The 25,610-nt window shown below is 70.8% G+C and carries 18 protein-coding genes and 1 pseudogene; 18 read left to right on the top strand and 1 reads right to left on the bottom strand.

All coding sequences use genetic code 11. The features are described 5' to 3' along the window. Positions 1–20: 20 nt before the first annotated feature. Positions 21–533 carry a calcium-binding protein gene (locus ASF41_RS09170; RefSeq protein ID WP_056492601.1) on the bottom strand — a complete coding sequence of 171 codons (513 nt, stop codon included), beginning with the start codon at positions 531–533 and terminating at the stop codon, positions 21–23. A gap of 930 nt (positions 534–1,463) precedes the next feature. Here ASF41_RS09170 and ASF41_RS09165 point away from each other — a divergent pair. The 18 genes and pseudogenes from ASF41_RS09165 (at position 1,464) to bcsN (ending at position 25,317) form a co-directional block, all read left to right on the top strand. After that, positions 1,464–1,793 carry a CsbD family protein gene (locus tag ASF41_RS09165; RefSeq protein WP_056350089.1) on the top strand — a complete coding sequence of 110 codons (330 nt, stop codon included), beginning with the start codon at positions 1,464–1,466 and terminating at the stop codon, positions 1,791–1,793. Positions 1,794–1,840: 47 nt separating this feature from the next. Beyond that, positions 1,841–2,726 (top strand): annotated as a pseudogene (locus ASF41_RS09160) (PhnA-like protein). Positions 2,727–2,799: 73 nt separating this feature from the next. Then, on the top strand, positions 2,800–3,003 hold the full coding sequence (locus ASF41_RS09155) for a CsbD family protein (protein ID WP_056217792.1): 204 nt from the start codon (positions 2,800–2,802) through the stop codon (positions 3,001–3,003). Between the two features lie 73 nt (positions 3,004–3,076). Continuing rightward, positions 3,077–3,514 carry a CsbD family protein gene (locus tag ASF41_RS09150; protein WP_056492598.1) on the top strand — a complete coding sequence of 146 codons (438 nt, stop codon included), beginning with the start codon at positions 3,077–3,079 and terminating at the stop codon, positions 3,512–3,514. A 178-nt stretch (positions 3,515–3,692) separates the two neighbouring features. Beyond that, positions 3,693–4,130: a BA14K family protein gene (locus ASF41_RS09145; protein WP_056217796.1), complete on the top strand. Its 438-nt coding sequence runs from the start codon at positions 3,693–3,695 to the stop codon at positions 4,128–4,130. Positions 4,131–4,204: 74 nt separating this feature from the next. After that, positions 4,205–5,614, top strand: coding sequence for a TAXI family TRAP transporter solute-binding subunit (locus ASF41_RS09140; RefSeq protein ID WP_056217799.1), 1,410 nt, complete (start codon positions 4,205–4,207; stop codon positions 5,612–5,614). Positions 5,615–5,711: 97 nt separating this feature from the next. Next, complete coding sequence (locus ASF41_RS09135; protein WP_056492595.1) at positions 5,712–6,044, top strand: hypothetical protein; 333 nt, start codon at positions 5,712–5,714, stop codon at positions 6,042–6,044. A gap of 804 nt (positions 6,045–6,848) precedes the next feature. Next, positions 6,849–7,265: a hypothetical protein gene (locus ASF41_RS09130; protein ID WP_056217965.1), complete on the top strand. Its 417-nt coding sequence runs from the start codon at positions 6,849–6,851 to the stop codon at positions 7,263–7,265. 224 nt (positions 7,266–7,489) lie between these two features. Next, a complete protein-coding gene (locus tag ASF41_RS09125) occupies positions 7,490–8,107 on the top strand; it encodes a hypothetical protein (protein WP_056349418.1) in 618 nt (205 codons plus the stop codon). Positions 8,108–8,754: 647 nt separating this feature from the next. Next, on the top strand, positions 8,755–9,591 hold the full coding sequence (locus tag ASF41_RS09120; protein ID WP_056349420.1) for an alpha/beta fold hydrolase: 837 nt from the start codon (positions 8,755–8,757) through the stop codon (positions 9,589–9,591). 391 nt (positions 9,592–9,982) lie between these two features. Then, positions 9,983–11,641, top strand: a complete 1,659-nt coding sequence (locus ASF41_RS09115; protein WP_056349424.1) for an FAD-dependent oxidoreductase — start codon at positions 9,983–9,985, stop codon at positions 11,639–11,641. A gap of 173 nt (positions 11,642–11,814) precedes the next feature. Beyond that, the gene (locus ASF41_RS09110; RefSeq protein WP_056492592.1) at positions 11,815–14,340 is read left to right on the top strand and encodes a response regulator; all 2,526 of its coding nucleotides are present in this window, start codon (positions 11,815–11,817) and stop codon (positions 14,338–14,340) included. A gap of 724 nt (positions 14,341–15,064) precedes the next feature. Then, positions 15,065–15,808: a cellulose biosynthesis protein BcsS gene (bcsS, locus tag ASF41_RS09105; protein WP_082487015.1), complete on the top strand. Its 744-nt coding sequence runs from the start codon at positions 15,065–15,067 to the stop codon at positions 15,806–15,808. Between the two features lie 297 nt (positions 15,809–16,105). Beyond that, positions 16,106–18,526 (top strand): UDP-forming cellulose synthase catalytic subunit, encoded by a 2,421-nt coding sequence (gene bcsA, locus ASF41_RS09100; RefSeq protein ID WP_056378314.1) that lies wholly within the window; start codon positions 16,106–16,108, stop codon positions 18,524–18,526. An 11-nt stretch (positions 18,527–18,537) separates the two neighbouring features. Next, positions 18,538–21,072, top strand: coding sequence for a cellulose biosynthesis cyclic di-GMP-binding regulatory protein BcsB (locus ASF41_RS09095; RefSeq protein WP_082504212.1), 2,535 nt, complete (start codon positions 18,538–18,540; stop codon positions 21,070–21,072). Between the two features lie 182 nt (positions 21,073–21,254). Continuing rightward, on the top strand, positions 21,255–22,343 hold the full coding sequence (locus ASF41_RS09090) for a glycosyl hydrolase family 8 (RefSeq protein WP_407067269.1): 1,089 nt from the start codon (positions 21,255–21,257) through the stop codon (positions 22,341–22,343). Continuing rightward, positions 22,328–24,325, top strand: a complete 1,998-nt coding sequence (locus tag ASF41_RS09085; RefSeq protein WP_056492589.1) for a hypothetical protein — start codon at positions 22,328–22,330, stop codon at positions 24,323–24,325. The genes ASF41_RS09090 and ASF41_RS09085 overlap by 16 nt, the downstream gene beginning before the upstream one ends. After that, entirely contained in the window at positions 24,322–25,317 is a 996-nt protein-coding gene (gene bcsN, locus ASF41_RS09080; RefSeq protein WP_056492586.1) for a cellulose biosynthesis protein BcsN, read from the top strand. The genes ASF41_RS09085 and bcsN overlap by 4 nt, the downstream gene beginning before the upstream one ends. Positions 25,318–25,610: the final 293 nt, after the last annotated feature.

Raw genomic sequence — 25,610 nt, 5'->3', positions numbered from 1 at the left:
CGCCATCACGCGCAGGCTGCCTAACCTCTCACCCCAGATGGACCAGAGCCTCCGCTCCTGAACACCGCTGAATGTCCCAAATCATCTGACGACAGACAACCCGACGTCAGAGACGCGTCGAAGATGAACTTGTCCGCCCCTGCACCGCCGGCGAGGACATCGCGACCGGACCCACCGGAGATCACGTCGTCCCCAGCGCCGCCGTCGATCGTGTCGCTGCCGGCTCCCCCACGCAGGCTGTTCATGCCGCTGTTGCCGACGATGATGTTGTCGCCGTCGTTGCCGGAACCGCCGATATTGGCCGACCCTTCCAGGTAGAGGTTCTCGAGATTGACTCCGAGCGCCCAAGTGACGGTCGAGTGAACGTTGTCGATTCCGCCACCCTCACCATTGAATTCGACGATTTTATCGTCCCGGTGGTACACATAGTAGGTGTCATCACCAGCACCGCCTTCCAGACGACTGGCCTGGGTCAGCGAGGCGTACAGAACATCGTCACCGTCGGTGCCACGATCGAAGTATCCAAAAGCCATACTCAAATTCCCCCCTAAAAAACTTTTACGGCACGGATTACGTAATACTTCGTCCGAGAGAAAACTACCCTCGCAGCAAGTACACCCCGCGCTGTGGCGGGATCTTTAATAGAATTTTAAGCCAAAACCAAGGGGCCTGACGCCGTCCATGTGAACTTAAGCTGCGTAGGCTTTTGGTGTTGGCAGTTGTCTTTTGATGGGCAAACTACTTAGACGGCGGAGAATTGGCATAGGACGTTGGCTCCCAACTGCGCCCAGCGGATAATTTTGACGAAGGGCGCCCTGATCTGGCCGGATAGTTCCGAAGTGAATTCTCCGCACAATCAGCCAGACATGAACGGAACAGGATCTGGAAGAGACGCTGAATGAACACTTAGACTGTGACGTTTGCCGCAGTGCCCGATCAGACTTGGCGGGTGACAATCTTCTGCCGACGGCCATCAACCGACCAGGGTCACGGACGGACATTCCGGCGACTGACCCGTTGCTGCGCTGCTGCACGCGGCGGGCGATCAATAAAAGGGCCCACGCGGATGTGATCACAACGTTGCGAGGGGAGGGGGAGCCTGCAGCAGGATAGGGCGTGCAGCCGCGCGCGCCCCTGCACGGAGGCTCGCGTCGCACGACTCCGTCCGTGTCACGAGACCGGGTGCGCGGCGTCGCAGGTCGATTCGACCGAGTCTGATTCCAGGAACAGATGGATGCCGAGAACCCGATCGGCACAGAATATTCGGTCGATCCGCACGTCGGCCCGCACGGCGGTCCCTCTGACCGCCCCCCTAGTGCGTCCGTACCAGAAATCGCGAGCGTGACCGGAACAGGATTGCGCACGATCCGTTTGCGCACAGTTGCTGACGCACCCGGCGATCGTCTTCCGGGATGCAGCCACGCTTGCGAAGCCACTTCGGCAGACGACGACGGGAGACCATCATGATCGACACCCACCGTGTGACCGGTACCGCCAAGGAACTCGCCGGCAAGGCGCAGGGCGCCATCGGCGATCTTGCGGGATCCCGGGATGATTCGGTGAAGGGGCGCCTGCGTGAAGCCCAGGGCTCGGCCGAGGACCTCTACGGCCAGGCCAAGGACGTCGTCCGAAACGTCGCCGACGAGGTCTCGGATTATGCCGAGGACGCCTACGACCAGGGTAAGCGCCAGTTGCACGAGGTCCATGAACGGTCCGTCGCCTGGCCGCACGCCTCGCTTCTCGTGGCCGGCCTCGTCGGCTTCGGCCTCGGCCTCCTCGTCAGCAAGCTCTGACCCGTCCACGCCGCTTTTCCAGACCCACCGAACGTTCGGAGTATCCCGTGTCCACGTCCCCCCTTCTCGCGACCCCGGCCGTCTCGGCCGACACCCGTACCGTCCTCCTGAACCAGGTCTCCTGGGGCGCCATCTTCGCCGGCGCCGTCACCGCGCTGGTGACCCAGGTCATCCTCAACATGGTCGGGGTGGGCGTCGGCCTGTCCAGCGTCGGACCCGTGGCCGCCGACAACCCGGCCGCCTCGACGCTCTCGMTGRGCGCCGGCCTCTGGTTCGTGGGCTCGGGCGTGGTCGCTTCCCTGGCSGGCGGCCTCATCGCCGGGCGCCTCTCGGGCAAGCCCGTCACGGGCGCGGCCGGCCTGCACGGSYTGGTCTCCTGGGCGGTGACCACCCTGGTGGTGCTCTACCTCCTGACCTCGGCCGCCGGCGGCCTCATCGGGGGCGCCTTCTCGGGCGTGACCAGCACGGCACGGTGCAGACCGCCGCGCAGGCGCGGCTCCGTCGCTGTCGAAGATCTCCAACCCCCTGGACGGCATCGAGCAGTCGGTGCGCAACCAGGCGGCCGGCCAGGACCCGCAGGCGGCCAAGGACGCCGCCGTGGCCGCCATCCGGGCRCTGTTCACCGGTGACCCGGCCCAGAAGGCCCAGGCCGAGACCCGCGCGGCCGACGCCCTGGCCAAGGCCCAGGGCATCCCGGTCGACCAGGCCAAGGCCCAGATCCAGGACTACCGCAAGCAGTACGACGAGACCGTCGCGACCGCCAAGGYGAAGGCGGAAGCCGCGGCCGTCGCCGCCAAGTCCGCCGCCACCCAGGGCGCCTTCTACGGCGCGCTCGCCCTSATCCTGGGCGCSCTCGCCGGCTTCCTCGGCGGACGCCTCGGCGCCCCCAAGCGCCTCACCCTCGCCGACAGCGTCGACGCCCGCCGCGTCTGAGCCCTCGTCCCGGCCGGTCCCCGCGACCGGCCGGCCAACCCATCCCAGTCATCCGAACACAAGGAGACATCCCATGAGCAGCACCACCGACAAGCTGAAGGGTCTCGCCAACGAGGCGGCCGGCAACGTCAAGCAGGCCGCCGGCAAGGTCACGGGCAACGACAAGCTCGTGGTCGAAGGCAAGGCCCAGGAGCTCAAGGGCGAGGCCCAGCGCACCGTCGGCGAAGCCAAGGACGGCATCGCCTCGGCCGTCGATAAGGTCACCGGCAAGCACTGATTCCGGACGGCGGCCGAAGCCCCGACCAAGGTCCCGCCGCCCCTTATCCCCCCTCGAACCCAGGAGTTTCCCCATGAACGGAGACCAGTTCCGCGGCGCCTCGCGCCACCTCAAGGGCCGCGCGCAGACCGCGGTCGGCGGCATCACCGGTGATCCGGCGCGCCAAGTGCGCGGCGCCGTGAACCAGGTGGCCGGCGGCGCCCAGTACGCCTACGGTCGCGCCCGCGACCGGGCCGAGGATCTCATCGACGACGGGCGCGACATCGCCCACGAGGTGCGCGACCGCGCCGGGAACCTGATCGAGGACGGGCGACACCTCGTCGACGAGACGCGCGACCGGGCGGGAAACCTCATCGATGACGGTCGCGCCTTCGCCTATCACGCGGCCAAGCGCGGATCGACCTACGGCCGCCAGGCCGTGCGCTACGCCGACGACAACCGCGCCTCCGCGCTCCTCGGCCTCGCCGCCGTCGCCTTCGCGGTGGGCTGGCTGTCCCGTCGCAATCGTTGATCCCGCAGTCCCGGAGACCATCCCATGATCCGCAAGCTCCTCACCGCCTTCCTGCTTCCGAAGGTCATCGCCTATGTCAGCCGCCGCTTCGGCGGGCGTTCCGCCGTCCCGCCGAACCGGCGCGGCTACTGAGCCCATCCCCAGCGCACCTCCACCATCCGTCAAGAGACACCTCACGATGAAGCTGACCCTCGCCCTTGCCGCCACCGTCGCCGCTGCCCTGGTCGGGCTCCCGGCCCAGGCAGCCCCGACGACGGGCGGCCCAGCCGTCGAGGCCCTGGCGCACGCGGATGTACCGACCGCGTACATGCAGTTTCGCCGGTACGGTCACCGTCACGGCTGGCGCGGTGGGCGCGGCTACGGTCGGGGCTACGGCTACCGGCGCGGCTACGGCTATCGCCGGGGACCCGGCGTGGGCGCGGCGGTCGGCGCCGGCGTGGCCGGCCTCGCCGCAGGCGCGATCATCGGTGGGGCGATCGCGAATTCGCAGGCCCAGGCCGCTCCGCGCGGGGTGCCGGCCGAGGCCGTGGCCGCCTGTGCCCGCCGCTTCCGTTCCTACGATGCGGCCAGCGGAACCTATCTCGGCAACGACGGCGAACGGCATTCCTGCCCGTAGGGCTCGACGATGGCCGGTCCGAAGGACGCGACGGGGGGACGGAGCCCCGGGCGGGCGGGAGCGAACGACCCTCAATGAAGTTCGCCAAGGTCCTCCTGCGCCCGGAGCTCGTGTTCCTGCTGCTCACCGTCTTCCTCGGTCTCGCGGCGGGGGTGGCCTACTGGGTCTCCCGCGCCACGGTTCTGACGGTGGCGGTGGCGCCCCGGGACGGAACCGAGCCGGCCCTGATCCAGGCCTATGCCGACGCCCTCGCCAAGCGCCACAAGGAGATCCGCCTCAAGGTCCTGGCCCTCGACGACGTGCGCGACAGCGCCGCCGCCCTCCAGGAGGGACGGGCCGACCTCGCTGTCGTGCGTCCCGACGTCGACCTGCCCGACAACGGCCTGACCCTGGCGATCCTGCGCGACCAAGCGATGATCATCGCCTCACCGGAAGGCTCTGGGCTGACCCGGTTCCCGCAGCTCGAGCGCAAGCGCCTCGCCATCCTGGCCCATCGCGACGCCGACCAGGCGCTCATCAAGGCCATGGTCGAGCATTACGGCCTGACTCTTCTCGATAAGGAGCCCGACGGCCCGGTGCCGCCGCGCCACGTGGCGCTGGTGGAGATGACGGAGGCGGAGCTCGCGGGCGCCTTCACCCGCAAGCGGATCGACGCGGTGGTCTCGGTGATCGCCCCGACCTCGCCCACCGCCCAGCGCATCGTCGGCATCGTGCAGGGGGTGAGCCGGAGCGGGAAGGTCGCCTTCGTCGACGTGGAGAACGCCGACGCCATCATCGCGCGCCTGCCGCGCCTCCAGGCCGTAACGATGCCGGCCGAGACCTTCGGCGGCAGTCCGAAGGTGCCGGCCGAGGATGTCCATACCGTGGGGGCCTCCTACCGCCTGATGGCCCGCACCACCCTCTCCCGACCGGTCGCGGCCGACGTCACCCAGCACCTGTTCGAGATGCGCAGCGGCATGGCCAACGTGACGCCGGCGGCCGACTACGTGCAGGCGCCGAACTACGACAGCACGGCGGGCGCGACGAGCGCGCGGCTGCCGATCCATCCCGGCGCCGTCGACTTCTTCGAGCGCGAGCAGCAGGGCTTCGTCGAGCGTTACGAGACCTGGATCTACCTCGTCGCCTTCCTCGGCGGCGGCATCGGCTCGGCGCTCGCCTGGGTTGGGCAGCGCCTGTCGCGCCTGCGCCGCGAGCGCATCGAGGAGGCCACCGATCGTCTGCTGGAGATCCGGCAGGAGGCCCAAGACAGCGCCGACGCGCCGCGTCTGGAACAGCTCGCCCGCGAGATCGACGATCTGGCCGGCGACATCGCCAAGCACGCCCTCGAACGCCCGACCGAGGCCCGCACCCTGTCGGCGGCCGCCATCGCCATCGATGCGGCCCGCTCCACGGTCAAGCGCACCATTGCCGCCAGCCAGTATGCCGCCGAGCCGAGCGATCTGGCCGGGCGCACGACATCGACGGAGGCCGCCGCGGCGGGCTGACGACGCGAGCCTGGATCGTTGCCGGTCCGGCCCTTCTCGCCCCCCCAAACCTGTTCACCCCCCAAGACCTGTTCACCCCCACAAACGGAGACCTCCGATGAGCAAGGGCTACCCCTCGATGACCGCGCTGCTGGGCCTTCTGGCCGTGGCCGGCTACCAGAACCGCGACAAGCTCGCCGAGCTGCTGAAGGGCCACGAGCCCACCGCACCCCAACGCACCGTCCCACCGATCCCGAACACAGCCTCCACCGGCACGGCCACCGGCAGCGGCGGCCTCGGCAATCTGGCCGGGCTTCTGGGCGGCGTCGGCACCGCCGGCCACCTCACCCAGCAGACCGGCCTGAGCCGCGGCGCGCTCCTCTCCCGGCTCTCGCGCGAGCTGCCCTCGGCCATCGACCGCTACGCCGCCGACGGCCGTCGCCCGGCCTGACCCGGCTCGAGATCCCGTTGCACGCGGCCGGTCCTTCCGAGCCCCGGCCACGGGCGACGGGCCCACGCCCCTCGACCTTTGGGTGACGGCGCGCGGCATGCCCCGCACGCCCGAACGCGTTTTCAGATGGAGCCTTCGAAACCATGTCCAAGTTCATGAAGGCGGTGACTTATCTCGCCGCGGCCGCAGCCCTGGTCACGCTGATCTTCGTCGTATTCCAATCCACGAGCATGCTGGCGGGCTCCTGAGACCTGTTCCTCGCTCTGTGGGGACAGCGCTCCGAGAGACCCGAGAGCCCCTCGGTCCGGACCGGCGCAAGCGTCGGATCCGTGAGGCGTTCCCGGTCGGACGGCGCGCCGGACCTCGCCCGATCATCGCAGATCACGCCAGGGCATTCGCACCATGGCGTGCCGCCTGACGCGCGGGTGAAGGAACGGTCCTGTCCTGATCCGGGTCTCGGCTCCCAAGTCGGAACCCGGAACTCTCTTGCGCATCTTGGCATGTGCTGCTTCGCTTCTCAGGACGAATCTCAGACTTCAGGCTGCGCCGATCAAAGGATCGCGATCCCCGCACAGCCTTGTTCGGCCAGTGCAGAACAGCGGTACGCTTTATGTGGTCGGCCAGAGCTAGACCCGGGGCGGTCCTTCCGCGGTTTCCCATAGCTTTGGACCCGCTATAGGCTACGATACCTATCTGGGTGGGAACGGCTACTGCCCCTGTGACGTGTTGAACCATGGTCGGCATTGGAACGCGCCAAGCTCGGGGCTGTTATGAGCCTACATTCCACACGATAGGAGAGATCGCATGCGCAAGCTCGCACTGGCATCGACGGCCCTGCTCGGACTCGGCCTGCTGGCATCGGCACCTGCCGAGGCCCGCGGCTGGGGCTACGGTGGCGGCTACGGCCACGGCGGCTACGGTTACGGCCACGGGGGCTACGGCTATCGCGGCGTCGGCTTCCGGGGCGGCTACGGCGGGTACCGGGGCTACGGCGGCGGCTACGGTCGCGGCTACGGCTACCGTCGCGGCATCGGCCCCGGCGCAGCCATCGGCCTCGGCATCGCGGGCCTCGCGGCCGGCGCCATCGTGGCGAACAGCTACGGCGGCTACGGTTACGGCTATGGCCGTCCGGTCGGTTACTACGGCGGCGGTTACGGCTACGCACCCGCCTACGGCTACGGCGGTGGCTACGGCTACCCGGCCTATGGTTACGGCTACTGATCCGAATTGGTCGCGCCGGACTTTCGCCGGCGAGATAATAAACTGACAGATCGATGCGTCCGGATTTGTCTCCGGGCGCATCGGATTTCGCATTCTTAGAAGCTGCAATGTTGTACAAAACGTTCTTTGTTTTGCCTTGAAGCGAATATTGACGGGTAAATACGTTTTTTACTGAACTTGTACATTATATTGACGTTGGTGGGAGCATTTCATTGAGGAATCCCATGCAACGTTTCAAGATGATCGGCGGTGCCGCCGCATTCTCCCTCCTCGGCTTCGTCAGCACGGCGGCCTTTGCCCAGGAGGGAGGTCCCTGCAGCGACGACATCGCCAAGCTCAAGCGTGAACTCGGCACTCAGGTGGGCATGGGCGCCCCCGTGTCCCAGCCGGACACCGGACAGCAGAAGGGCCCCAGCGCCGCGTCGGCCGATCAGACCGCCGGCACCACGGGAAGCACCGCCAAGCCTGGAACCGCTGAGACGGATCGGGCGCAGCAGGGCGGCGCCTCCCGCGAGAGCGGCGGCTCCCCGGGCACGGTAGGGGGTGTCGCCGGACCGGTCGCCGCGGCGGCCGGGAAGGGTCCGGCGAATTCGGTGGCGAACGGCCAGATCGCCACGTCGCCGGCCGATGTGCGCGCGCAATCCGAGAACAAGCCGACCGCCGCGGCCGAGGCATCGAAGGGCGGCGAGGCGTCTGCCTCCGCCAGCCTCTCCTCCGAGGACAAGGTTTCGCAGGCCAAGACCGCGTTGCAGCGCGCGACCGATCTCAATGCCAAGGGCGATACCTCCTGCCGCGACGCGGTCCAGCAGGCTCGGGCGCTGATGCCGCAGCAGGGTCGCTGAGGGTCGGAACCGAACGAGACCCGGTGCCCGCACCGGTGTCTCCCCGTTCAAGCGTTCCCCGATGGCGCGTTCCGGTCCCCGGTTCGCGCCATCGCCGCGTGGACGATCCTCCTGCCCAAGACGTCCTGCCCAAGACGTCCTGCCCAAGACCGGAGCCACCGATCGAACGAGCCGGAGCGGAGCCGCACGCGGTCCGCCGGTACGGCGCGCCGTCCGGGTCCCGGCGCCATGACGCATTCGTCCAAATCGCGCCGCAAATCGTCAAGCCCGGTCGACCACCGGGCGCCATAGCTCATGGCATCCCCGACGCGGTCGCTGGTCCTTCGGCGCGCCCTTGGGTCACGATGATCGAGAGCCGCGACCGATGCTGCTACCCGCAACACCTCTGCCCGGCACCGGCCCGGCGGCCGACTCCACCGGGCGCCGGATCGGCGTCTCCACGCTGTCGACCCGCGTAGCCCCCGGCCGTCGTTGCGAGGCCGGCCGCGCCGACGGTCCCGGTCTCATGGACACGCGGCTGATGCTCACCCCTTCGGGAAGCCGCTGAGGCGGCCGGCCCGCGACCACGCGACGGGATTCCCGACGCGCGTGGAGCCAGACCGCCATTCACCGCGACGATCTTTCTCTCTGAGACCGGGGCCATCGCCATGACCTACGTCACCACCCAGGACGGCGTCGAAATCTTCTTCAAGGATTGGGGTCCCAAGGACGCCCAGCCGATCATGTTCCATCACGGCTGGCCCCTCTCGTCCGACGACTGGGACGCCCAGATGCTGTACTTCCTGCATCAGGGCTACCGGGTCGTGGCTCACGACCGGCGCGGCCACGGCCGCTCGGCGCAGGTCGACGGCGGCCACGACATGGATCACTACGCCGCCGACGCCTTTGCGGTGGTCGAGGCGCTCGACCTGCGCAACGCCGTCCATATCGGCCATTCCACCGGGGGCGGCGAGGTCGCCCGCTACGTCGCGCGGCACGGCGAACCGGCCGGGCGCGTCGCCAAGGCGGTGCTGGTCTCGGCGGTGCCGCCCCTGATGCTGAGGACCGACGCCAACCCCGAGGGCCTGCCGCGCGACGTCTTCGACGGCTTCCGGGCCGCGACCGCCGGGAACCGCGCGCAGTTCTTCCTCGATGTCGCGGGCGGCCCCTTCTACGGTTTCAACCGCGACGGCGCGACGGTGCTTCCCGGGGTGGTTCGGAACTGGTGGCGACAGGGCATGATGGGCAGCGCGAAGGCCCATTACGACGGGATCAAGGCCTTCTCGGAGACCGATCAGACCGAGGATCTCAAGGCCATCGGCGTCCCCACATTAGTGCTGCACGGCGAGGACGACCAGATCGTGCCGATCGCCGACGCGGCGCTGAAGTCGATCAAGCTCCTCCGGAACGGGACGATCAAGACCTATCCGGGCTACGCGCACGGCATGCTCACGGTGCATGCGGAGGTCCTGAACGCCGACCTCCTCGCTTTCGTGAAGGGCTGACCCCCGAACGTCCTCTCCGAGAGCCGCCGCCCTGTGCGCCACGCGGTCCACGACCGCGCCACGGCGGGGGAGGGCGGGGCGGAAGCGGTTCCCCCCACCGGGATCGGAAGCTGCCCCGGGACGCCCGCCCGCCTCCGTCCCGCCGGGGCGCGGCCCGTGGTTCGGCGGTCTTCGGGGCGGCGGTCTTCGGGGCGGCGGTCTTCGGGGCGCGCCGCGGGACCCCTTCGCTTCACGCGACCAGCATCGTCGTGCATCAGTCCCGGCTCGAGGCACAGGCGCCCAGAGGGTTCGTCCAAGACAGCGCCCAGCGCCCGATCCGATGCCTTCGGGGCGGATTGCCCCCTGCCGCTTCGGCCGTGTCGGCCCGTACGGCGTGATGGAGTGCTCCGACATGAGCGACACGGCCCTGACGACGGGGATCGACGGCGACGAGCGCGCCGCACAGACCTTCCCGCGCCTCGACGACGAGATGGCGCAGCGCGTCGCCGGTTACGGACGAGAGGAAACCCTGCCGGCGGGCACGGTGATCTTCGCGCGCGGTCAGCGGCGGGTGGATTTCTTCCTCGTCCGGTCCGGACGGATCGAGATGTTCGAGACCGACCACGCCGGCCAGACGACCGTGTTCACCGTGCATACCGAGGGCCAGTTCACGGGCGAGCTCGACCTTTTCAACGATCGCGAGATCCTCGTCTCGGGCCGCACGGTGAGCGACGCGCGGGTGGTGCGGATCGACCGCGCGGCCTTCCGCCGGATGGTCACCGCGGAGCCCGATATCGGCGAGATCATCATGCGGGCCTTCATCCTGCGCCGGGTCGGGCTGATCCGACACGGGCGCGGCGGCGTCGTCCTGATCGGCCTCGGCCACCAGCGCGAGACCCTGCGCCTGGAGCGATTCCTCGTTCGCAACGCCTATCCGCACCGCATCCTCGACGTCGCCCTCGACGGGGCGGCGCGCGAAGCGCTCGACGGCTTCGGCCTGACGGAGGCCGACCTGCCGGTGGTCCTCGCGCCGGGCACGGCGGTCCTGCGCAACCCGAGCAACGCCGTGCTGGCCGATATCCTCGGGCTGACGGAGACGATCGATCCGGACCGCGTCTACGACGTCGCGGTGATCGGCGCCGGGCCGGCGGGCCTCGCCGCAGCGGTCTATGCCGCCTCCGAAGGGCTCGACACCATCGTGGTCGAGGGCTTGGCGCCGGGCGGTCAGGCGGGCACGTCCTCGAAGATCGAGAACTATCTGGGCTTTCCGACCGGCATCTCGGGTCAGGCCCTGGCCGGCCGGGCACAGGTCCAGGCCCAGAAGTTCGGGGCGCGGCTCGCGATCTCCCGCATGGCGGCCGGTCTCGACTGCCACGGGCCGGCCTTCCGGGTGCTCCTGGAGGATGGCACGGCCATTCCCGCCCGCGCGGTCATCGCCGCCACCGGCGCCCGCTACCGGCGGCTCGACCTGCCGCGCTACGCGCATTTCGAGGGGCAGGGCATCCACTACGCGGCCACCGCCATGGAGGCGCAGCTCTGCACCGGCGCGGAGGTGATCGTGGTCGGCGGCGGGAATTCGGCCGGGCAGGCGGCGATGTTCCTGTCCCGCACCGTGGCCCGTGTCCATCTCCTGGTGCGGGCCGAGGGACTCGCCGCGACCATGTCCGACTACCTCGTCCGCCGGATCGCCGCGTCCGCGCGGATCACGCTGCACACGCGGACCGAGATCAGCGCGTTCCACGGCGACGACACGCTGACGGCGGTGACCTGGACCGACCGGTCGCGCGATTTGAGCGTGACCCGGGCCGTCGGGAACGTCTTCCTGATGATCGGGGCCGTGCCGAACACCGGATGGCTCGCCGACTGCCTCACCCTCGACCCGAAGGGCTTCGTGCCGACGGGGTTGCGACCCGACGGGATGCCCGCCGCGTCGCCCTACGCCACCACCGTGCCGGGCCTCTACGCCGTCGGGGACGTGCGCGCGGGCTCGGTCAAGCGGGTGGCCTCCGGGGTGGGCGAAGGCTCGGTGGTCGTGCAGGCGGTTCACGGCTTCCTGCAGCCGGAGCCCTGATCGGTCCGGCCGCCGGCCGATTGGCCCGACAAGTATCGCCGGCCGAACATTTGATCAGCGCGGGGCGCCAACTGAATTTAAGGGAAAATTAACCATCCTATCCCCACAGGTTGTGGGGCCCGTCCGTCTGGTGTCGCGTATCGGGAAGTGAAGGCAGCGGAGCGATCAGCGGCATGTTGGGATTGGATCGCGTTTCTCTCAAGTCCGTGGCCGCCTTCCAGGCCGGCACGGTCGTGGTGCTCAGCGCCGTCATGGTCTGGAGCAGCCTCGCGCTGACCAGCCCGCCGCGCGGCGCCGGGCCGGATGCCGCTCAGGTCCGTCGCACCTCCGAGGCGTTCGCCGGCGCCCTCGACCGCAGCCTCTTCGAGGTGTCGCAGGACCTGCGCACCGCGGCCGTGGCCCTTCGCCAGACCGGCACCGGCCTGATGGATGCCGATCCTCAGGCCGTGCTGCGTGCCTGGGCCGACCTGCGCCCGGCCTATGCCGACATCCTCCTGGTCAGTGCCAACGGACGCGTCCGGGCCGCCGGCCACGAGGAGATGATCGGCCGCGACGTCTCGGGACAGCCCTGGTTCGCCGGGGCACGGAATGCCTCCACGGCCCTCGTCACGGCCTCCGCGACGCCCCGGGATCCCGTCCCCTTCGAGGTCGCGATCCCGGTCGCCGGATCGGGCGCCCGCAACGCCGAGTACCTCGTCGCCCGCCTCGCCGACACCTGGCTCGCCGATCTCCGCAGCGGAATCCTTCGCGCGCAGCCCGCCCCGGATTCCCCCCTCGCCCTCACGGTCCTGGCTCCCGACGGCCGGGCGCTCGTGAGCGGCGCCGCGCGGCCGAGCGCCGACGGGAGCGCCCGCACCGTCGAGCACGCCACCCCGAGCGCCGGCTACGGCGACCTCGGCCCCTCGGGCTGGCTCGCGGTCGCCCGCACGACGGAATCCCGCGGCGCCGGTCTCGGCCTGCCGGATCCGCGCCTCTGTGCGCTCTGGCTCGCCGCCGCCCTGCTCGCGGCGGGCCTGGCCTACGCCCTCACCGGGCGCCTGACGCGGCGCCTGGCCCGGATCACGGAGGCGGACGGCGAGGCGATCGTGCCATCGCGGATCGCCGAGTTCCGGGCGAGCGCCGAGCACCTGACGGCCCGCGAGCGCAGCCGTGCCCGCGCCCTCCAGGAGGCCCGCACCGCCCTGGCGCGGGTGCGCGAGCGCCTGCGCACATTCGAGGCGATGTCGGGCTGGACCTACTGGGAGATCGACACCGACGCCGGCAACGTCACCTGGGTGGATTCCACCACCCCGGGCGTCGCGGCCACCACCGACCGGGCCGTCGCGCTGACCGACCTGACGGACGGCATCAAGCCGCAGGATCGCGACCTGATGCGGTTCACCATGCAGGCCGCCCTGGACGGGGAGGGCCCGCACGACGTGGTTCTGCGCCGCGCCGACACGACGGACAGCCAGGAGACGCGTCGCCTCCTCGTCCGCTTCATCCGCGGCAGCGCGGAGGTCTCCGCCCCCGGCGCGGCCCGCCTTCACGCCCTGAGCCGCGAGATTCCCGCCGGCCTGGCCGGCGGGGAGACGGGCGCGCAGGACGGCACGGCCCCCTCCGACGGCAGGGCACAGGCCACCGAACGGCGCGGCGAGGGCATGCTGCGCCAGGTCATCGACGGCGTGGTCGACGACTTCAACAACCTGCTCACCGTGATCAGCGGCAATCTCGGCACGCTCAAGCGCCGGTATGGCCTCAACCCGGATCAGGTGCGCCTGGTCGAGGCCGCCCTCGCGGGCGCGCAGCGCGGCTCCAGCCTGACCCGCCGCCTGGTCCGGTTCGTGCGCCGCGACGACGCCACCCTCCAGGAGACGGAGATCGGGACCGCCCTGACGGCCTTCGTGCCGTTCCTCAGCGCCAACGTCCTGAACCAGGCTCCGATCAAGCTCCGGGTCCGCTCCGGGCTCGCGCGCGCCCAGTGCAGCGAGTCCGTGCTGGAGGCCGTGCTGCTGAACCTCGCCTTCCACGTGCGCGATCTCGGCTCCGAGGGCTTCGCGATCGGCGCCGACGAGCGGGTGCTGTCCGAGGAGGATGGGATCGCCCTGCGCCCGGGTCGCTACGTGCGCCTGGTCCTGGCCAGCGGAACGCCGGCGCGGCTCCCCGCCCCGGCGAAGCCGGCCGGAGAAGAGCGCTCCACGGCCGCCGTGGCGAGCCTGCTCAGCGGCATCGGCGGCGGCTTCCGCCTCGTGGCCGACGGACGCGGCGACTCCGCCTTCCTGGCCGAGATCTGGATCCCCGCCAGCGAGGCCCCGGCCGAGGCCGGCCATGAGGAGACGGCCACGGTCCAGCCGCGCCTGCGCGTCCTCCTCGTCGACAGCGACACCCTGGTCCGCGAGAGCTTCGCCGAGGCGCTCACCGATCTCGGTCACCGCGTCACCCAGGCCGGCTCCGCCGAACATGCGCTGACGCTCCTCGATGCGCCGGAGGGCTTCGACGTCATGATCGCCGACCAGCGCATGCCGGTGATGAGCGGCCTGCAGCTCGCCGCCACGGTGGTCCAGCACCATCCCGGGATCCGCATCGTCCTCGCCGGCCCCCAGGGCCACCTGCCGGAAAGCGCCCGGGCCTTCCTGCAGATTGAGAAGCCGTTCCGCTACGGCGATCTCGCCGCCGTGATGCGCCGGGCGGCCCGCGACCCGGCCGCCAAGGCAGCCTGAAGGCAGCCTGAAGGCCGCCTGAAGGCCGCCACCCACGTCGTCGGCCGACCCCGGGACCGCCCGCACGGAATGCCCCCCCGTGGCCGGCCCGCTCCCCGCCCCAGGGGGCAGGGGGCGCGACGCCGGGGGGGACCCGGACGTCGCCGCGCTCGCCCTGCGAACCGAAGCCCCTCGGTCCCACAGGCTCCTCGGGCCGCGCGCAGCGGCTCCCGACGCGATGGCGGCACCGAGGGCGGCCGCGAGGGGACAATCCACAGGGCCATCCTCAGAAAAATTCGGGCCCGCATCGGCAGCCCTCGCAGCGCACGAGACCGCCGTTCCAAGGATCGGCAACTCCGTCTCGGCGGCGCTCCGGAGACGGAAACCCGCGACAGACCCGCCCGACCACGCGCATCGGTTGCATAATCTTGAAAAATTCGCAGCCTCGACTTGCCCGAATGTTGTTGGAACATCCTCAAACCGACGGAGATCACCCGACGCTTCTTTGTGCGCCTGCTCATTACATGACCATTGTGATCAGAAATTCTTCAACAATACATCGTCGCCAAGAACAACATATGTTGCCCGAAAGCACATCCTCGGCATTGGTGACTTGCGAGATCCAGCTTTCGCGGTCGCGTTAAGATTCAATTAACCCCGAAGGTCGATGAATTACCGCGAGCGGACGCCGTCGATCTCCATCCATCGCGCGCGAATGCCTCAACGGAACGGATCATCCGCCTCGATGTCGCGCCTCGCCTTCCTCGCCTTGCCCCTGGTCCTGGGCCCCTCGCACGCCGCCGTCGCCGCGGACTGGTACACCGGTGCGGAGCCGGTGATCCTGGACGAGAACTGGACGGTGGCCGTCGACGCCTCGGTCGCTGTCACCTCCAACAGTTCCGCCTTCGGCTCGGCGACGGGCACGATCGCCACGGAGGGCACGCTCCTCGAGAGCGGCCCCCGCCTGCGCGTCGAGGGCGTCGCCGGCACCTACAGCTATCCCGGGCAGAAGGTGGGCCAGCGGGTGACGGGCTACCAGCAGGAGGGGGCCCTGTCGGGCGGCTACGAGTGGATCTGGCGCGATGCGGCCCTGGCCGGCTTCGTCGGCTTCAACGTCCGCAGCAACCAGCTGTCGATCCTCGATCCGGGCAACCCCGTGGTCGGAACCGGCGTGGGCGCCAAGTTCGCGGCCAACTTCTATGCGCGACCGACCGAGAACACGATGGTCTCGGCCTACGGCTCGTACTCGACCCAGTTCAACGCCTACTACTCGCGCTTCCGCGTCGGGTACATGGTCGCCGACGGGGTCTATATCGGCCCCGAAGCCATGTTCCTCGGCGACAACTTCTTCAATCAGTACCGCATCGGCGGACACCTGACGGGATTTTCCTTCGGCCCGATCAAGATGGCCGTCGGAGTCGGCTACGTGAAAGACCGCATCCAGGGCAGCGGATACTACTCGACCGTCGAAGCGCGAACTGCTTTTTAGCCGCCTGTTCAGGCTTTGTTAGGTTCGATTGCGTGCGCGTGACCGCCAGTCACGTTTTTTCATATGTTCCATCTTACAACAGTTGAGCGCGTTCAATCCCGGACATGCACAAGTCCTGCGACGTGTGGCCGGAATTCTGTTGGCAGGCAAATCGCTCAGGTGTTTCACAGGTATTGCGCCGTCCCGTTCCCGCACAGGTTGCGACCCTGAAGGCCCGCTGGGCCCAGGTCGGCCCCGGAGGAACGCGGGCGAGGCGGATTGCGGAAGGGCAGGCTCGTGGCAAGTGCATTACGTTGGATGGCCTGGATCGCGTCGGCCGCTGCCGTCCTCGTCCTGCTGAGCCAGCCCGTCAGCACGCAGGACCAGCTGATCATGAGCCTCTGCGCCATGGCGGCGATGGTGGTGCTGTGGGTGTTCTTCGACAACCAGCCGGCGCGCTTCGTCTTCCTCGCCCTGGGAAGCCTCGTCGTGCTGCGCTACATGTTCTGGCGCGTGACGAACACGCTGCCCTCGGTCGGCGACCCGGTCAGCTTCGGGTTCGGACTCCTGCTCCTCCTGGGCGAGCTCTACTGCGTCTTCATCCTGTTCGTCAGCCTGACCATCAACGCCGACCCGCTCCGGCGCGCGCCCCCGCCGATGGCCGCCGCCGATGATCCGGAGGCCCTCGACGCGCTGCCCACCGTCGACATCTTCGTGCCGAGCTACAACGAGGATGCAGGCATCCTCTCGGTCACCCTCGCGGCGGCCCGCCTCATCGACTATCCCGCCCACAAGCTGACGGTCTGGCTGCTCGACGATGGCGGCACCGACCAGAAATGCGCCGATCCCGATCCGGCGAAGGCGCAGGCCGCGATGCGGCGGCGCATGGAGCTCCAGGCCCTGGCCGCCTCCCTCGGCGTCGAGTACCGCACCCGCGCCCGCAACCAGCACGCCAAGGCGGGCAACCTCAACAACGGGCTCAAGCACTCGCAGGGCGAGATCATCGTGGTGCTCGACGCCGACCACGTCCCGTTCCGCTCCTTCCTGCGCGACACGATCGGGTACTTCGCCCAGGACCCGCGCCTGTTCCTGGTGCAGACGCCGCACGCCTTCCTGAATCCCGACCCGATCGAGCGCAACCTGCGCACCTTCGAGCGCATGCCCTCCGAGAACGAGATGTTCTACGCGGTGACGCAGCGCGGTCTCGACAAGTGGAACGGCTCGTTCTTCTGCGGCTCGGCCGCGCTCCTGCGCCGGCGCGCCCTCGACGAGGCGGGCGGCTTCTCGGGCGTCACCATCACGGAGGATTGCGAGACCGCCTTCGAGCTGCATGCCCGCGGCTGGAACAGCATCTACGTCGACAAGCCCCTGATCGCCGGCCTGCAGCCCGAGACCCTGGAGGCCTTCATCGGCCAGCGCTCGCGCTGGTGCCAGGGCATGTTCCAGATCCTTCTGCTGAAGAACCCGCTGTTCAAGGGCGGCCTGCACGCCATCCAGAAGGTCGCCTACCTGTCGAGCATGACGTTCTGGTTCTTCCCCGTGCCGCGGCTGATCTTCATGTTCTCGCCGCTGCTGCACATCTTCTTCGACCTGAAGATCTTCGTCGCCAGCGTGGATGAATCCATCGCCTATACGGCGACCTACGTCGTCATCAACCTGATGATGCAGAACTACGTCTACGGGAAGTTCCGCTGGCCCTTCGTCTCCGAGCTGTACGAGTACGTCCAGGGCCTGTTCCTGTTCCGCGCCATCGCCTCGGTCATCGTCTCGCCCCGGCGCCCGACCTTCAACGTCACCGCCAAGGGCACGACCCTGGAGCAGGACCACCTCTCCGCCCTGGCCTGGCCGTTCTTCGCCGTCTACGGCCTGCTGCTGCTCGGCTGCGCCACGGCCCTCTACCGCTACCTGTTCGAGCCCGGCGTCACCAACCTGATGCTCGTGGTCGGCCTGTGGAACTTCTTCAACCTGCTCATGGCCGGCGCCGCCCTCGGCGTCGTGGCCGAGCGCCGGGTCACGGAGGCGAGCCCGTCCCTGGCGATCAACCGGCAGGGCCGGATGATGCTGGCCGGCCGCGCCCTCGACGTCGCGGTGGACCGCGCCTCGGCCGTCGGCTGCACCGTCCGGTTCGGGGCCGACGTCCTGCCGTTCGGCACCGGCAGCACCTACCGCACCGGCCAGCTCTCGGTGCAGCCCCTCGACGGCGCCCCCGCCGGCGGCGTGCTGCCGTTCGAGGTCGGGACGATCGCCCATGCGGGCGACGACGTGGTGGTGACCCTGCGCTTCCAGCCCCTCGACGCGCAGGGCTATGCCGGCCTCGCGAACCTGATGTACGGCGATGCGGGCGCGCTGCTGCGCTTCCAGCAGAGCCGGCGCCGGCACAAGAACATCGTCTCGGGCACCCTCCAGCTGATCTGGTGGGGCCTCGTCGAGCCGTTCCGCGCCTTCAGCTACCTGTTCAAGCCGCGCCCGCAGGCGGCGCCCGCCCCCACCACCGACACGGCCCTTCCGCGCACCCCGCAGCGGGCGCCGCTCCTGCCCGGCGGAAGCCCCGGCGGGGCGGAGGCCGCCCGGCCGCGCCCGGCCGAGAATCCCCTGCCGGCCCGGCCGAGCTTCGCACGCAGCAACGACGGCGAGCCGGGCACCGACTGGGTCCGCCTGATGCTGGAATTCGAGAACGATCGCCTGCTCGGCGGGGCGGCGGGCGGCGGGCGCGGCGCCGACCTGCACGCCCGGTCGTGAGGGAGGCTCGCATGCGTGTCACGACGATCACCCGCGGGCTTCTCGCGCTGGCCCTGGTGGGCGGGGCCACGGAGGCCCGGCCTCAGAGCTTCATCGGCGCGGGCCCCGCCGAGCGCTTCTCGGTCCCCCCCGCGGGCGACGCCCTGCGCCGCGCGGGCGAGCCCGGGCGCGGCCCGGCGGCCGCCGTCGCCCCGGCGCCGGCGCCGGCGGTCCGGGAGGGCACCCTGGCGACCATCGGGCCCGCCCGGCGCCTGCCGGCCACCACCGGCGGGTTCCGCCTGGAGGGCGAGGAGGACGTCCTGCGCTTCCCCGTCTACGTCACGGAAGCGCAGAGCCGCGGGCGTCCCCGCCTGCGGGTGTCCTACCTCTCCGCCATCTCGGTGGCGCCCGAGACGTCGGAACTCGTCGCCAGCGTCAACGGCGTCGTGGTCGGCCGAACCCGCATCCAGGCGCCCGGCGCCGTCAAGGTGGTGGAGTTCGAGCTGCCCGAGGGCAGCCTGAAGCTCGGCTACAACGCCATCGATCTCTCGGCGAGCCAGCGCCACCGGGTCGATTGCTCCCTCAACGCGACCTACGAACTCTGGACGCAGATCGATCCCTCGCGCTCCGGCCTCGTGGTGGCCCCCGTGGCGGCCGCCGGGATCGAGCTGAAGGATCTCGCCGCGCTGGAACCCGACGACGGCGGTGCGCTGCCGGTCCGCGTCGTGATCAACGACAAGCCGAGCCTGCCCCGCCTGGAGCGGATGTTCCACGCCATCGAGGCGATCGGCCTCGTCGGGCGCATCGCCCGCCCGGTGGTGGAGTTCGGCTCGGTGATGACCGGCCGCGCCGGGATCAACCTCATCGTCGGCACCGCGGCGGAACTGCGCGGCACGCCGGACCTCGAGGCCGTCGGCCCGATCACCGGACCCAAGCTCGCGATGCTGCCGCCGCGGGAGGACCGGGCCCCCGCCCTCGTCGTCAGCGGCACCAGCTACGACGAGATCGAGTCGGCGATCGCGACCCTGGCCCGCGGCACCGAGCCCTACGGCACGCCGCGCGGCCTGAAGGCCGCGGCGCTGCTGCGGGGTGCGCCCCTGGAGAGCGGCGACCGGATCGCGCTGCAAGCCCTCGGCGTGGCGACCCGGGAATTCTCCGGACGCCTTCTGACCACCCGCTTCGACGTCCAGCTGCCGCCGGACTTCCTGCCCGCCGATTACGGCAAGATGCTCCTGAACCTCTCGGGGGCCTACGCGTCCGGCCTCTCCTCCGAGGCGCGGATCCTCGTCGACCTCAACGGCCGCAACGCCGCCAGCGTGCCCCTGCCGCAGACGCGGGGCGAGGTCTTCGAGAACAACACCATCCCGCTGCCCCTGGGCCTGTGGCGGCCGGGCCTGAACCGGGTCGAGATCTCCGCGCAGGTGCCGACGCCCGGCGATGCCACCTGCGCGGCGAGCACGGCGGACGCGAAGCGCGAGCGTTTCCTGTTCCTCGACCGGACCACCGTGAGCGTTCCGAACCTGGCCCGTGCCGCCCGGATCCCGGATCTCGCCGCCACAACCAGCGGCGGCGCCCCCTTCCTGGAGGATGGCAAGCGGCCGCGCCTCGTGCTGCCCGTTCTCGATCGCGACACGGTGGCGGCGGGCGCCATGATCGCCGCGCGGCTGGCGAGTGCGGCCGGGCGGGTGATCGATTTCGAGCTGGCCACCGAGGCGCAGAGCGGGACGGGACCGACCCTGATGGTCGCGCCCGTCCGCGCCGTGGCGCCCGCGACCCTGACCGGGCTCGGCCTCGATCCGGAGCAGATCCGGCGGATCTGGGAAGCCCGCGCCGAGACGGCCCGTCCGGCGGGCCAGTCCGGCTCGGTGCCGGCGCCGACCCTCGATCGCCTGCGCCGCAACGTGCCGGCACGCTGCAGCCTGCCGGATCTCAGCTTCCGCGTCGCCGGCCCGGCGACGCCCCGCGGCGCCGGACCGGACGCCGCCGCCGGAGACCGTGCGGGCCGGGTCCCCGCCAGCGACGGCGACCTCGTGACGAAGTGGGACGAGACCCTGCGCGCCCGCCATCCCCTGATCGAGGCCGCCGACGGCCTCGTCACGAGGGCCTCGACCACGGTGCGGGGCCTGCTCGGCGAGACGCGGACCTGGATCGACGCGGAGGCCTCGGAGCGGGCCTCCGCCGTGCCGCCCCGTGCGTCGCTGATCCTGGCCCAGGCCCTGTCCAGCGGCGGGATCGGCGTCGACGACACCACCACCCTGATCACGGCGCCGAACCCGCTCCTGCTCAAGGCCTCCGTGGCCTGCCTCATCGATCCCGGGGTCTGGTCGCGGATCGGCGGGCGCTTCGCCTTCCTGGACGCCGCCGACGGCCGCCTGGACACGGTCGAGCCCGACACCGTCCGCATCGTGGAGACCCGGGCCCCCTCGCTCTGGAATCTCCGGCTCGTGCTGGCGGGCTGGCTCTCGATGAATCCCGCCGTCTACGCGACGCTGGCGCTGACCCTGGCGCTCTGCCTCGGGCTGACCACCGCGCTCATGGTCCGCAACGTCGGCCGGAGGAATGCATGAGACGCCCGCTCCGGACCGTCCGCGGCGCGGCCCTCGCGGCCGCCCTGACCACGGGCCTCGCGACCGGCTTCGCCGCCGGGCCGGAGGCCCGGGCCCAGGGCGGGCCGGAGGCCCGGGTCGATGGCCGACCCGCGCTGATGCCCGCCGGCTCGCTCCGCGATCCCCAGCCCCGTGATCCCGCCATGCCGGACCAGCCGCGCTCCGTTCCCCCCGCCATCGCCCTGCCGGCCGCGCCGCAGGTCAAGGACGAGTCCGCCCGTGCGGCCCAGCCCCTCGTCGGGAGCCTGAAGGACCAGGACGGCTGGCGCCTCTACCGGTCCCGCTTCGTCACCGAGGCCGGGCGGGTGGTCGACACCGCCAATGGCGGGATCAGCCACAGCGAGGGGCAGGGCTACGGCATGCTGCTCGCCGTGGCGGCCAACGACAGGCCCACCTTCGAGCGGCTCTGGGGCTGGACCCGCGCCAACCTGATGGTGCGTCCGGATTCCCTCCTGGCCTGGCGCTGGGAGCCGGCCAAGCGCCCGGCGGTGGCGGACATGAACGACGCCACCGACGGCGACATCCTGGTCGCCTGGGCGCTGACGGAGGCCGCCGAGGCCTGGGACGATGCCGGCTACCGCGTTGCGGCCCGGCGGATCGCCGTCGAGGTCGGCCGCCGGACCATCCTGTTCAAGGACCGGAACGGGGCGCTGCTGCTGCCGGCGGTCACGGGCTTCTCGGCGGGGGAACGCGCCGACGGTCCCCTGATCAACCTGTCCTACTGGGTCTTCCCGGCCTTCGCGCGCCTGCCCCTGGTGGCTCCGGAATACGACTGGGACGCCCTGACCCGCAGCGGCTTGCGGCTCCTGCGCCGCGCCCGCTTCGGCAGCGCCAACCTGCCCACCGAATGGATCTCCCTGAAGGGGGACCAGCCCCGTCCCGCGGACGGCTTCCCGCCGCTCTTCTCCTACAACGCGATCCGGATTCCCCTCTACATGGCCTGGGCCGACGTGGGACGGCAGGAGGATTACGCCCCCTTCGTCGCCCTCTGGTCCGGGCCGGACCGCGAGCGCCTACCCATCGTGGACACCAGCGACGGGCGCACGGTCGAGTGGCTCGGCGAGAGCGGCTACGCGGCCCTCTCCAGCCTGCTGCTCTGTACCGTGAAGGGAACGCCGCTCCCCGAGGGCTTCGGCCAGGTGCAAGGCACCGAGAACTACTATCCGACCACGCTGCATCTCCTGGCCATGGTGGCCGCGCAGATGAGGGGACCCTCATGCTTGAAGCGTTAGCGCGCCGGCGGCGCCGTGGCCCCGCGCCCCTCGGCCTCCCGATAGGCCTCGCCCTCGCGGCGCTCACCCTCCCGGCGCTCACCCTCCCGACCCTGGCCCAGGGCCCCGGCGGCGAGGATGCCAGCCGCGCGCCCGCCATCGTCGTCGACCCGACGGGATCGGCGGCCAACGGCATGGTCGACGAGAGCGCCCTGCGCTACTACGCGGCGCAGAAGCAGACCGCCCGGATGAAGGCGGAGGCCGCGCGGCTGAAGCAGCTCTACCCGGGCTGGACGGAGCCCACCGACCTCGACACCCTGCAGCCGAGCCCCCCCGAAGAGGCCCCCCTCTGGGATCTCTTCACCGCCGGCCGCTTCGACGACCTCTACGCGGCCATCGCGGCGCGGCGCACGCTGGACGGGACCTGGCAGCCCTCGGACGAGCTGGCGCGCAAGCTGCGCCGCGCCGGGTTCCGCAGCCGCCTCAAGGGGCTCGCCAGCGCTAGGCGCAACCTCGACGTCGTCGCCCTCTACCGCGCCGATCCCAGCGCCCTCGACCCCAGCGACGTCGAGAGCCTCTGGATCGTCGCCGACGCGCTGGCGGCCGAGGAGGCCACGCCACAGGCCTACAACCTCTACAAGTCCGTCTTGGATACCAGCAACGACCCGGGCGCCCGCCTGGCCACCATCCAGAAGGCGATGTCGAACCTGCCGATGGCCGCGGCCGAGCAGCTCATCGCCCTCGGCCGGACGGATTCCGACGGCAATTCCGAGTTCCGGCGCATCGCCATCGACATCACGCGCGCGCGGATCGTCGCCTTCCTGCACGACGAGGCCGCGCACGAGCCCACCACCACGGAAATCGCCGTGTTCCAGGCCCAGGCCCGCAAGACCGGCGACCCGCGGGAGACCGGTCTCCTCGGCTGGTACGCCTACAAGCGCCAGCAGTTCCGCGAGGCGCTGGACTGGTTCAAGCTCGCGATCAGCCGCGGCGGCGACGCGATGATCGCCCACGGGCTCGCCCATTCGCTGCGCGCGGTCGGCATGACGCGCGAGGCCGAGGAGGTGGCCTATGCCTGGCGCGACAAGTACGTCGGCAACAGCATCCTCTTCATCGAGCTCCTGGAGCGGAAGCTCACCCAGGCCAATCCCGTCTTCATCGACCTGGACCGGATCAACCGCTACGCGAAGGTGACCCTGGCCTCGAGTTCCGGGGAGGGCGCGCAGGCATTGGGCTGGTACGCCTACAATTCCTGCCAGTTCGACGCCGCCCTGGAGTGGTTCCAGCACGGCATCGCCTGGCTGCCGGGCGAGTCGACGGTGCTCGGCTACGCCCTGGCGCTGCAGCGCCTGAAGCGCACGCGCGAGTACCTCGAGATCGTCAACCGCTACGACGGGCTGTTCCCGAAGGTGGTGGACCTGCTGTTCCGCGAGGGGCCGGAGGGTCCGCCGCTCGCCTGCAGCGTCGCGGCGGCGCCCCCGGCCGGCGCACGCCAGCCCGCGGCTCCCGCCGCGACGGCCGTGCTCGCGAACACCGCCCGCGCCCCCGCCGCCTACGGCCGCGTGCCGAAGCCCGACATCTCGGCCAACGGCGCAGTGCGTCCCCTGCCGGTCCTGCGCAGCGAATTCCCGCTCTCCGTCGCCGCCGAGAACCCGTTCCGCTACCTGCCGGCCGCCCTGGCCCGGCAGGTGCCCGAGCGGAGTGCCGGCGGCGTCCTGGCCGAACCCGCGACGGGTGCGCCACCCCTGGTCGCCCGCCGGGTGCCGGGCGCCGGGACGATGCCCTACGAGCGCTACGGCTTCGCCCTGCTGCCGGGCTACAACGGCATGACCCAGGCCTCCACCCTGACCGATCCGCCCGCCGGCACCCAGTGGCAGGACCAGCAGGCCGCCGGCGCCAACGGCCAGACCCGCTCGAGCCGGGAATCCGACCGCTTCGGCATCCCGGGATCGCAACGCGCCACCTTCATCGAGGCCGGCCCCACCGCCGGACAGCAGCCATGAGTCGGATACGGCATTCCGCAACCGCGGCGGCGCTGGCGGCGCTGGTGGTCCTGCCCTCGCCCCCCGCCGCCGCCCGGCCCGGCCGCGCGGCCCTCGAGCTGCCGGGCGCCGGCCCCGTGTCGGACGTGGCGCAGAATTCGTTCCGCGACGGCTTTTCCCAGCGGATCACCTTCCGGGACGATCCGCGCGGCGTCGCCGAGGTGAGCGTGCGCAGCGGGGAGGGGGGCTCCGGTCCCGCCCTCGCCATGGCCAAGCCGAGCCGTACCGGGATCGCGGCCGAGTTGCGGGCGCGCTTTCCCGGCGAGACCATGCGGGTGGTGACCCAGGCGCACCGCAACGCCCACGGACCGGTCGGCCTCGCCCTGGGCATCGACTGCCTCTACGCCTGGCAATGGATCGACCTCGGCGGCGATGCGGCGCGGAGGCGGCCGTCCTCCCTGTTCGGCAGCGATCCTGGCGCGCCGGCCGCCTCGGTGCGGATCAAGCTCTGCCGCACGGCGACGGCCACCCTCGCCGACCTGACCCGCGCGGTGGAATCGATGCGGCTCTCGGCGAATCCCGCCGATGCGCCCCGCCTTCAGCCGGAGACGCTCGCCCGCCGGCCTGCGCCGGCGCGCCGGCGCGAGGCGGTCACCCGGTCGACGGGGACGCCCCGCGAGACCGCGCCGGGATCGGCGACCGCGCTCCGTCCGCCCGGCCCGATGGAACGGCCCGGCTCGGAGAAGCGCCCGGAGGCCTCGACGCGCCGCATGGCCTCCGAGCAGTCCGGCGAGACGCGGCGCTACCTCGTGCCGGGGCCCGGTGCGGCGGCGCCCGCGGTGCCGGTTCCGGTCCCCCCGGGCGAAGGTCAGGCCCCGCGCTACATCACGGACGCCGCGCCGGCGGAGGGCGCCGCCGCGATCATGGTCCCCAGACCGGCGCCGAACCGGGCCGAGGTCGAGGATCTCATGGCCCGCGAACTCCCGGCACGGGCCCTTCGGCCGCCGCCCTGAGGCGGATCCCGGATCGGCCCACCGCCGCGATTTCTACCCGGGCTGCACGGGAGCGTCGGAGCGTCCGCCGGGGAGGGGAGCCGCGCCCGAGCCTGTGCGATTCCCCCCCTCCGTCGGGTCCCGCCCGGCGGCGACGGCCCATGCGATCTGTGATTTTCCCGATCCTGCGCACCTGCAACCTTGAATACCCATGCCCAGCGCGCGAAGAAGCGGTCAGCAGGGGTGGTGGGTTACGGATATGGCCCGGGTCGACGCGTGCGGTATTCCTTCGGGCCCGGTGGGCCCCGCCTCGA

The sequence above is a fragment of the Methylobacterium sp. Leaf111 genome (genome assembly GCF_001423285.1).
In the GTDB taxonomy this organism is placed as follows: Bacteria; Pseudomonadota; Alphaproteobacteria; order Rhizobiales; family Beijerinckiaceae; genus Methylobacterium.
Note: the sequence above shows the minus strand (reverse complement) of the source record. Positions and strands in the feature narration are given on the sequence as shown.

Excerpts from the sequence above, each read along its gene's own strand:
- ASF41_RS09170 (WP_056492601.1), bottom strand. The coding sequence starts at position 533 with ATGGCTTTTGGATACTTCGATCGTGGCACCGACGGTGACGATGTTCTG.
- ASF41_RS09165 (WP_056350089.1), top strand. The coding sequence starts at position 1,464 with ATGATCGACACCCACCGTGTGACCGGTACCGCCAAGGAACTCGCCGGC.
- ASF41_RS09155 (WP_056217792.1), top strand. The coding sequence starts at position 2,800 with ATGAGCAGCACCACCGACAAGCTGAAGGGTCTCGCCAACGAGGCGGCC.
- ASF41_RS09150 (WP_056492598.1), top strand. The coding sequence starts at position 3,077 with ATGAACGGAGACCAGTTCCGCGGCGCCTCGCGCCACCTCAAGGGCCGC.
- ASF41_RS09145 (WP_056217796.1), top strand. The coding sequence starts at position 3,693 with ATGAAGCTGACCCTCGCCCTTGCCGCCACCGTCGCCGCTGCCCTGGTC.
- ASF41_RS09140 (WP_056217799.1), top strand. The coding sequence starts at position 4,205 with ATGAAGTTCGCCAAGGTCCTCCTGCGCCCGGAGCTCGTGTTCCTGCTG.
- ASF41_RS09135 (WP_056492595.1), top strand. The coding sequence starts at position 5,712 with ATGAGCAAGGGCTACCCCTCGATGACCGCGCTGCTGGGCCTTCTGGCC.
- ASF41_RS09130 (WP_056217965.1), top strand. The coding sequence starts at position 6,849 with ATGCGCAAGCTCGCACTGGCATCGACGGCCCTGCTCGGACTCGGCCTG.
- ASF41_RS09125 (WP_056349418.1), top strand. The coding sequence starts at position 7,490 with ATGCAACGTTTCAAGATGATCGGCGGTGCCGCCGCATTCTCCCTCCTC.
- ASF41_RS09120 (WP_056349420.1), top strand. The coding sequence starts at position 8,755 with ATGACCTACGTCACCACCCAGGACGGCGTCGAAATCTTCTTCAAGGAT.
- ASF41_RS09115 (WP_056349424.1), top strand. The coding sequence starts at position 9,983 with ATGAGCGACACGGCCCTGACGACGGGGATCGACGGCGACGAGCGCGCC.
- ASF41_RS09110 (WP_056492592.1), top strand. The coding sequence starts at position 11,815 with ATGTTGGGATTGGATCGCGTTTCTCTCAAGTCCGTGGCCGCCTTCCAG.
- bcsS (WP_082487015.1), top strand. The coding sequence starts at position 15,065 with ATGTCGCGCCTCGCCTTCCTCGCCTTGCCCCTGGTCCTGGGCCCCTCG.
- bcsA (WP_056378314.1), top strand. The coding sequence starts at position 16,106 with ATGGCCTGGATCGCGTCGGCCGCTGCCGTCCTCGTCCTGCTGAGCCAG.
- ASF41_RS09095 (WP_082504212.1), top strand. The coding sequence starts at position 18,538 with ATGCGTGTCACGACGATCACCCGCGGGCTTCTCGCGCTGGCCCTGGTG.
- ASF41_RS09090 (WP_407067269.1), top strand. The coding sequence starts at position 21,255 with ATGCCGGACCAGCCGCGCTCCGTTCCCCCCGCCATCGCCCTGCCGGCC.
- ASF41_RS09085 (WP_056492589.1), top strand. The coding sequence starts at position 22,328 with ATGCTTGAAGCGTTAGCGCGCCGGCGGCGCCGTGGCCCCGCGCCCCTC.
- bcsN (WP_056492586.1), top strand. The coding sequence starts at position 24,322 with ATGAGTCGGATACGGCATTCCGCAACCGCGGCGGCGCTGGCGGCGCTG.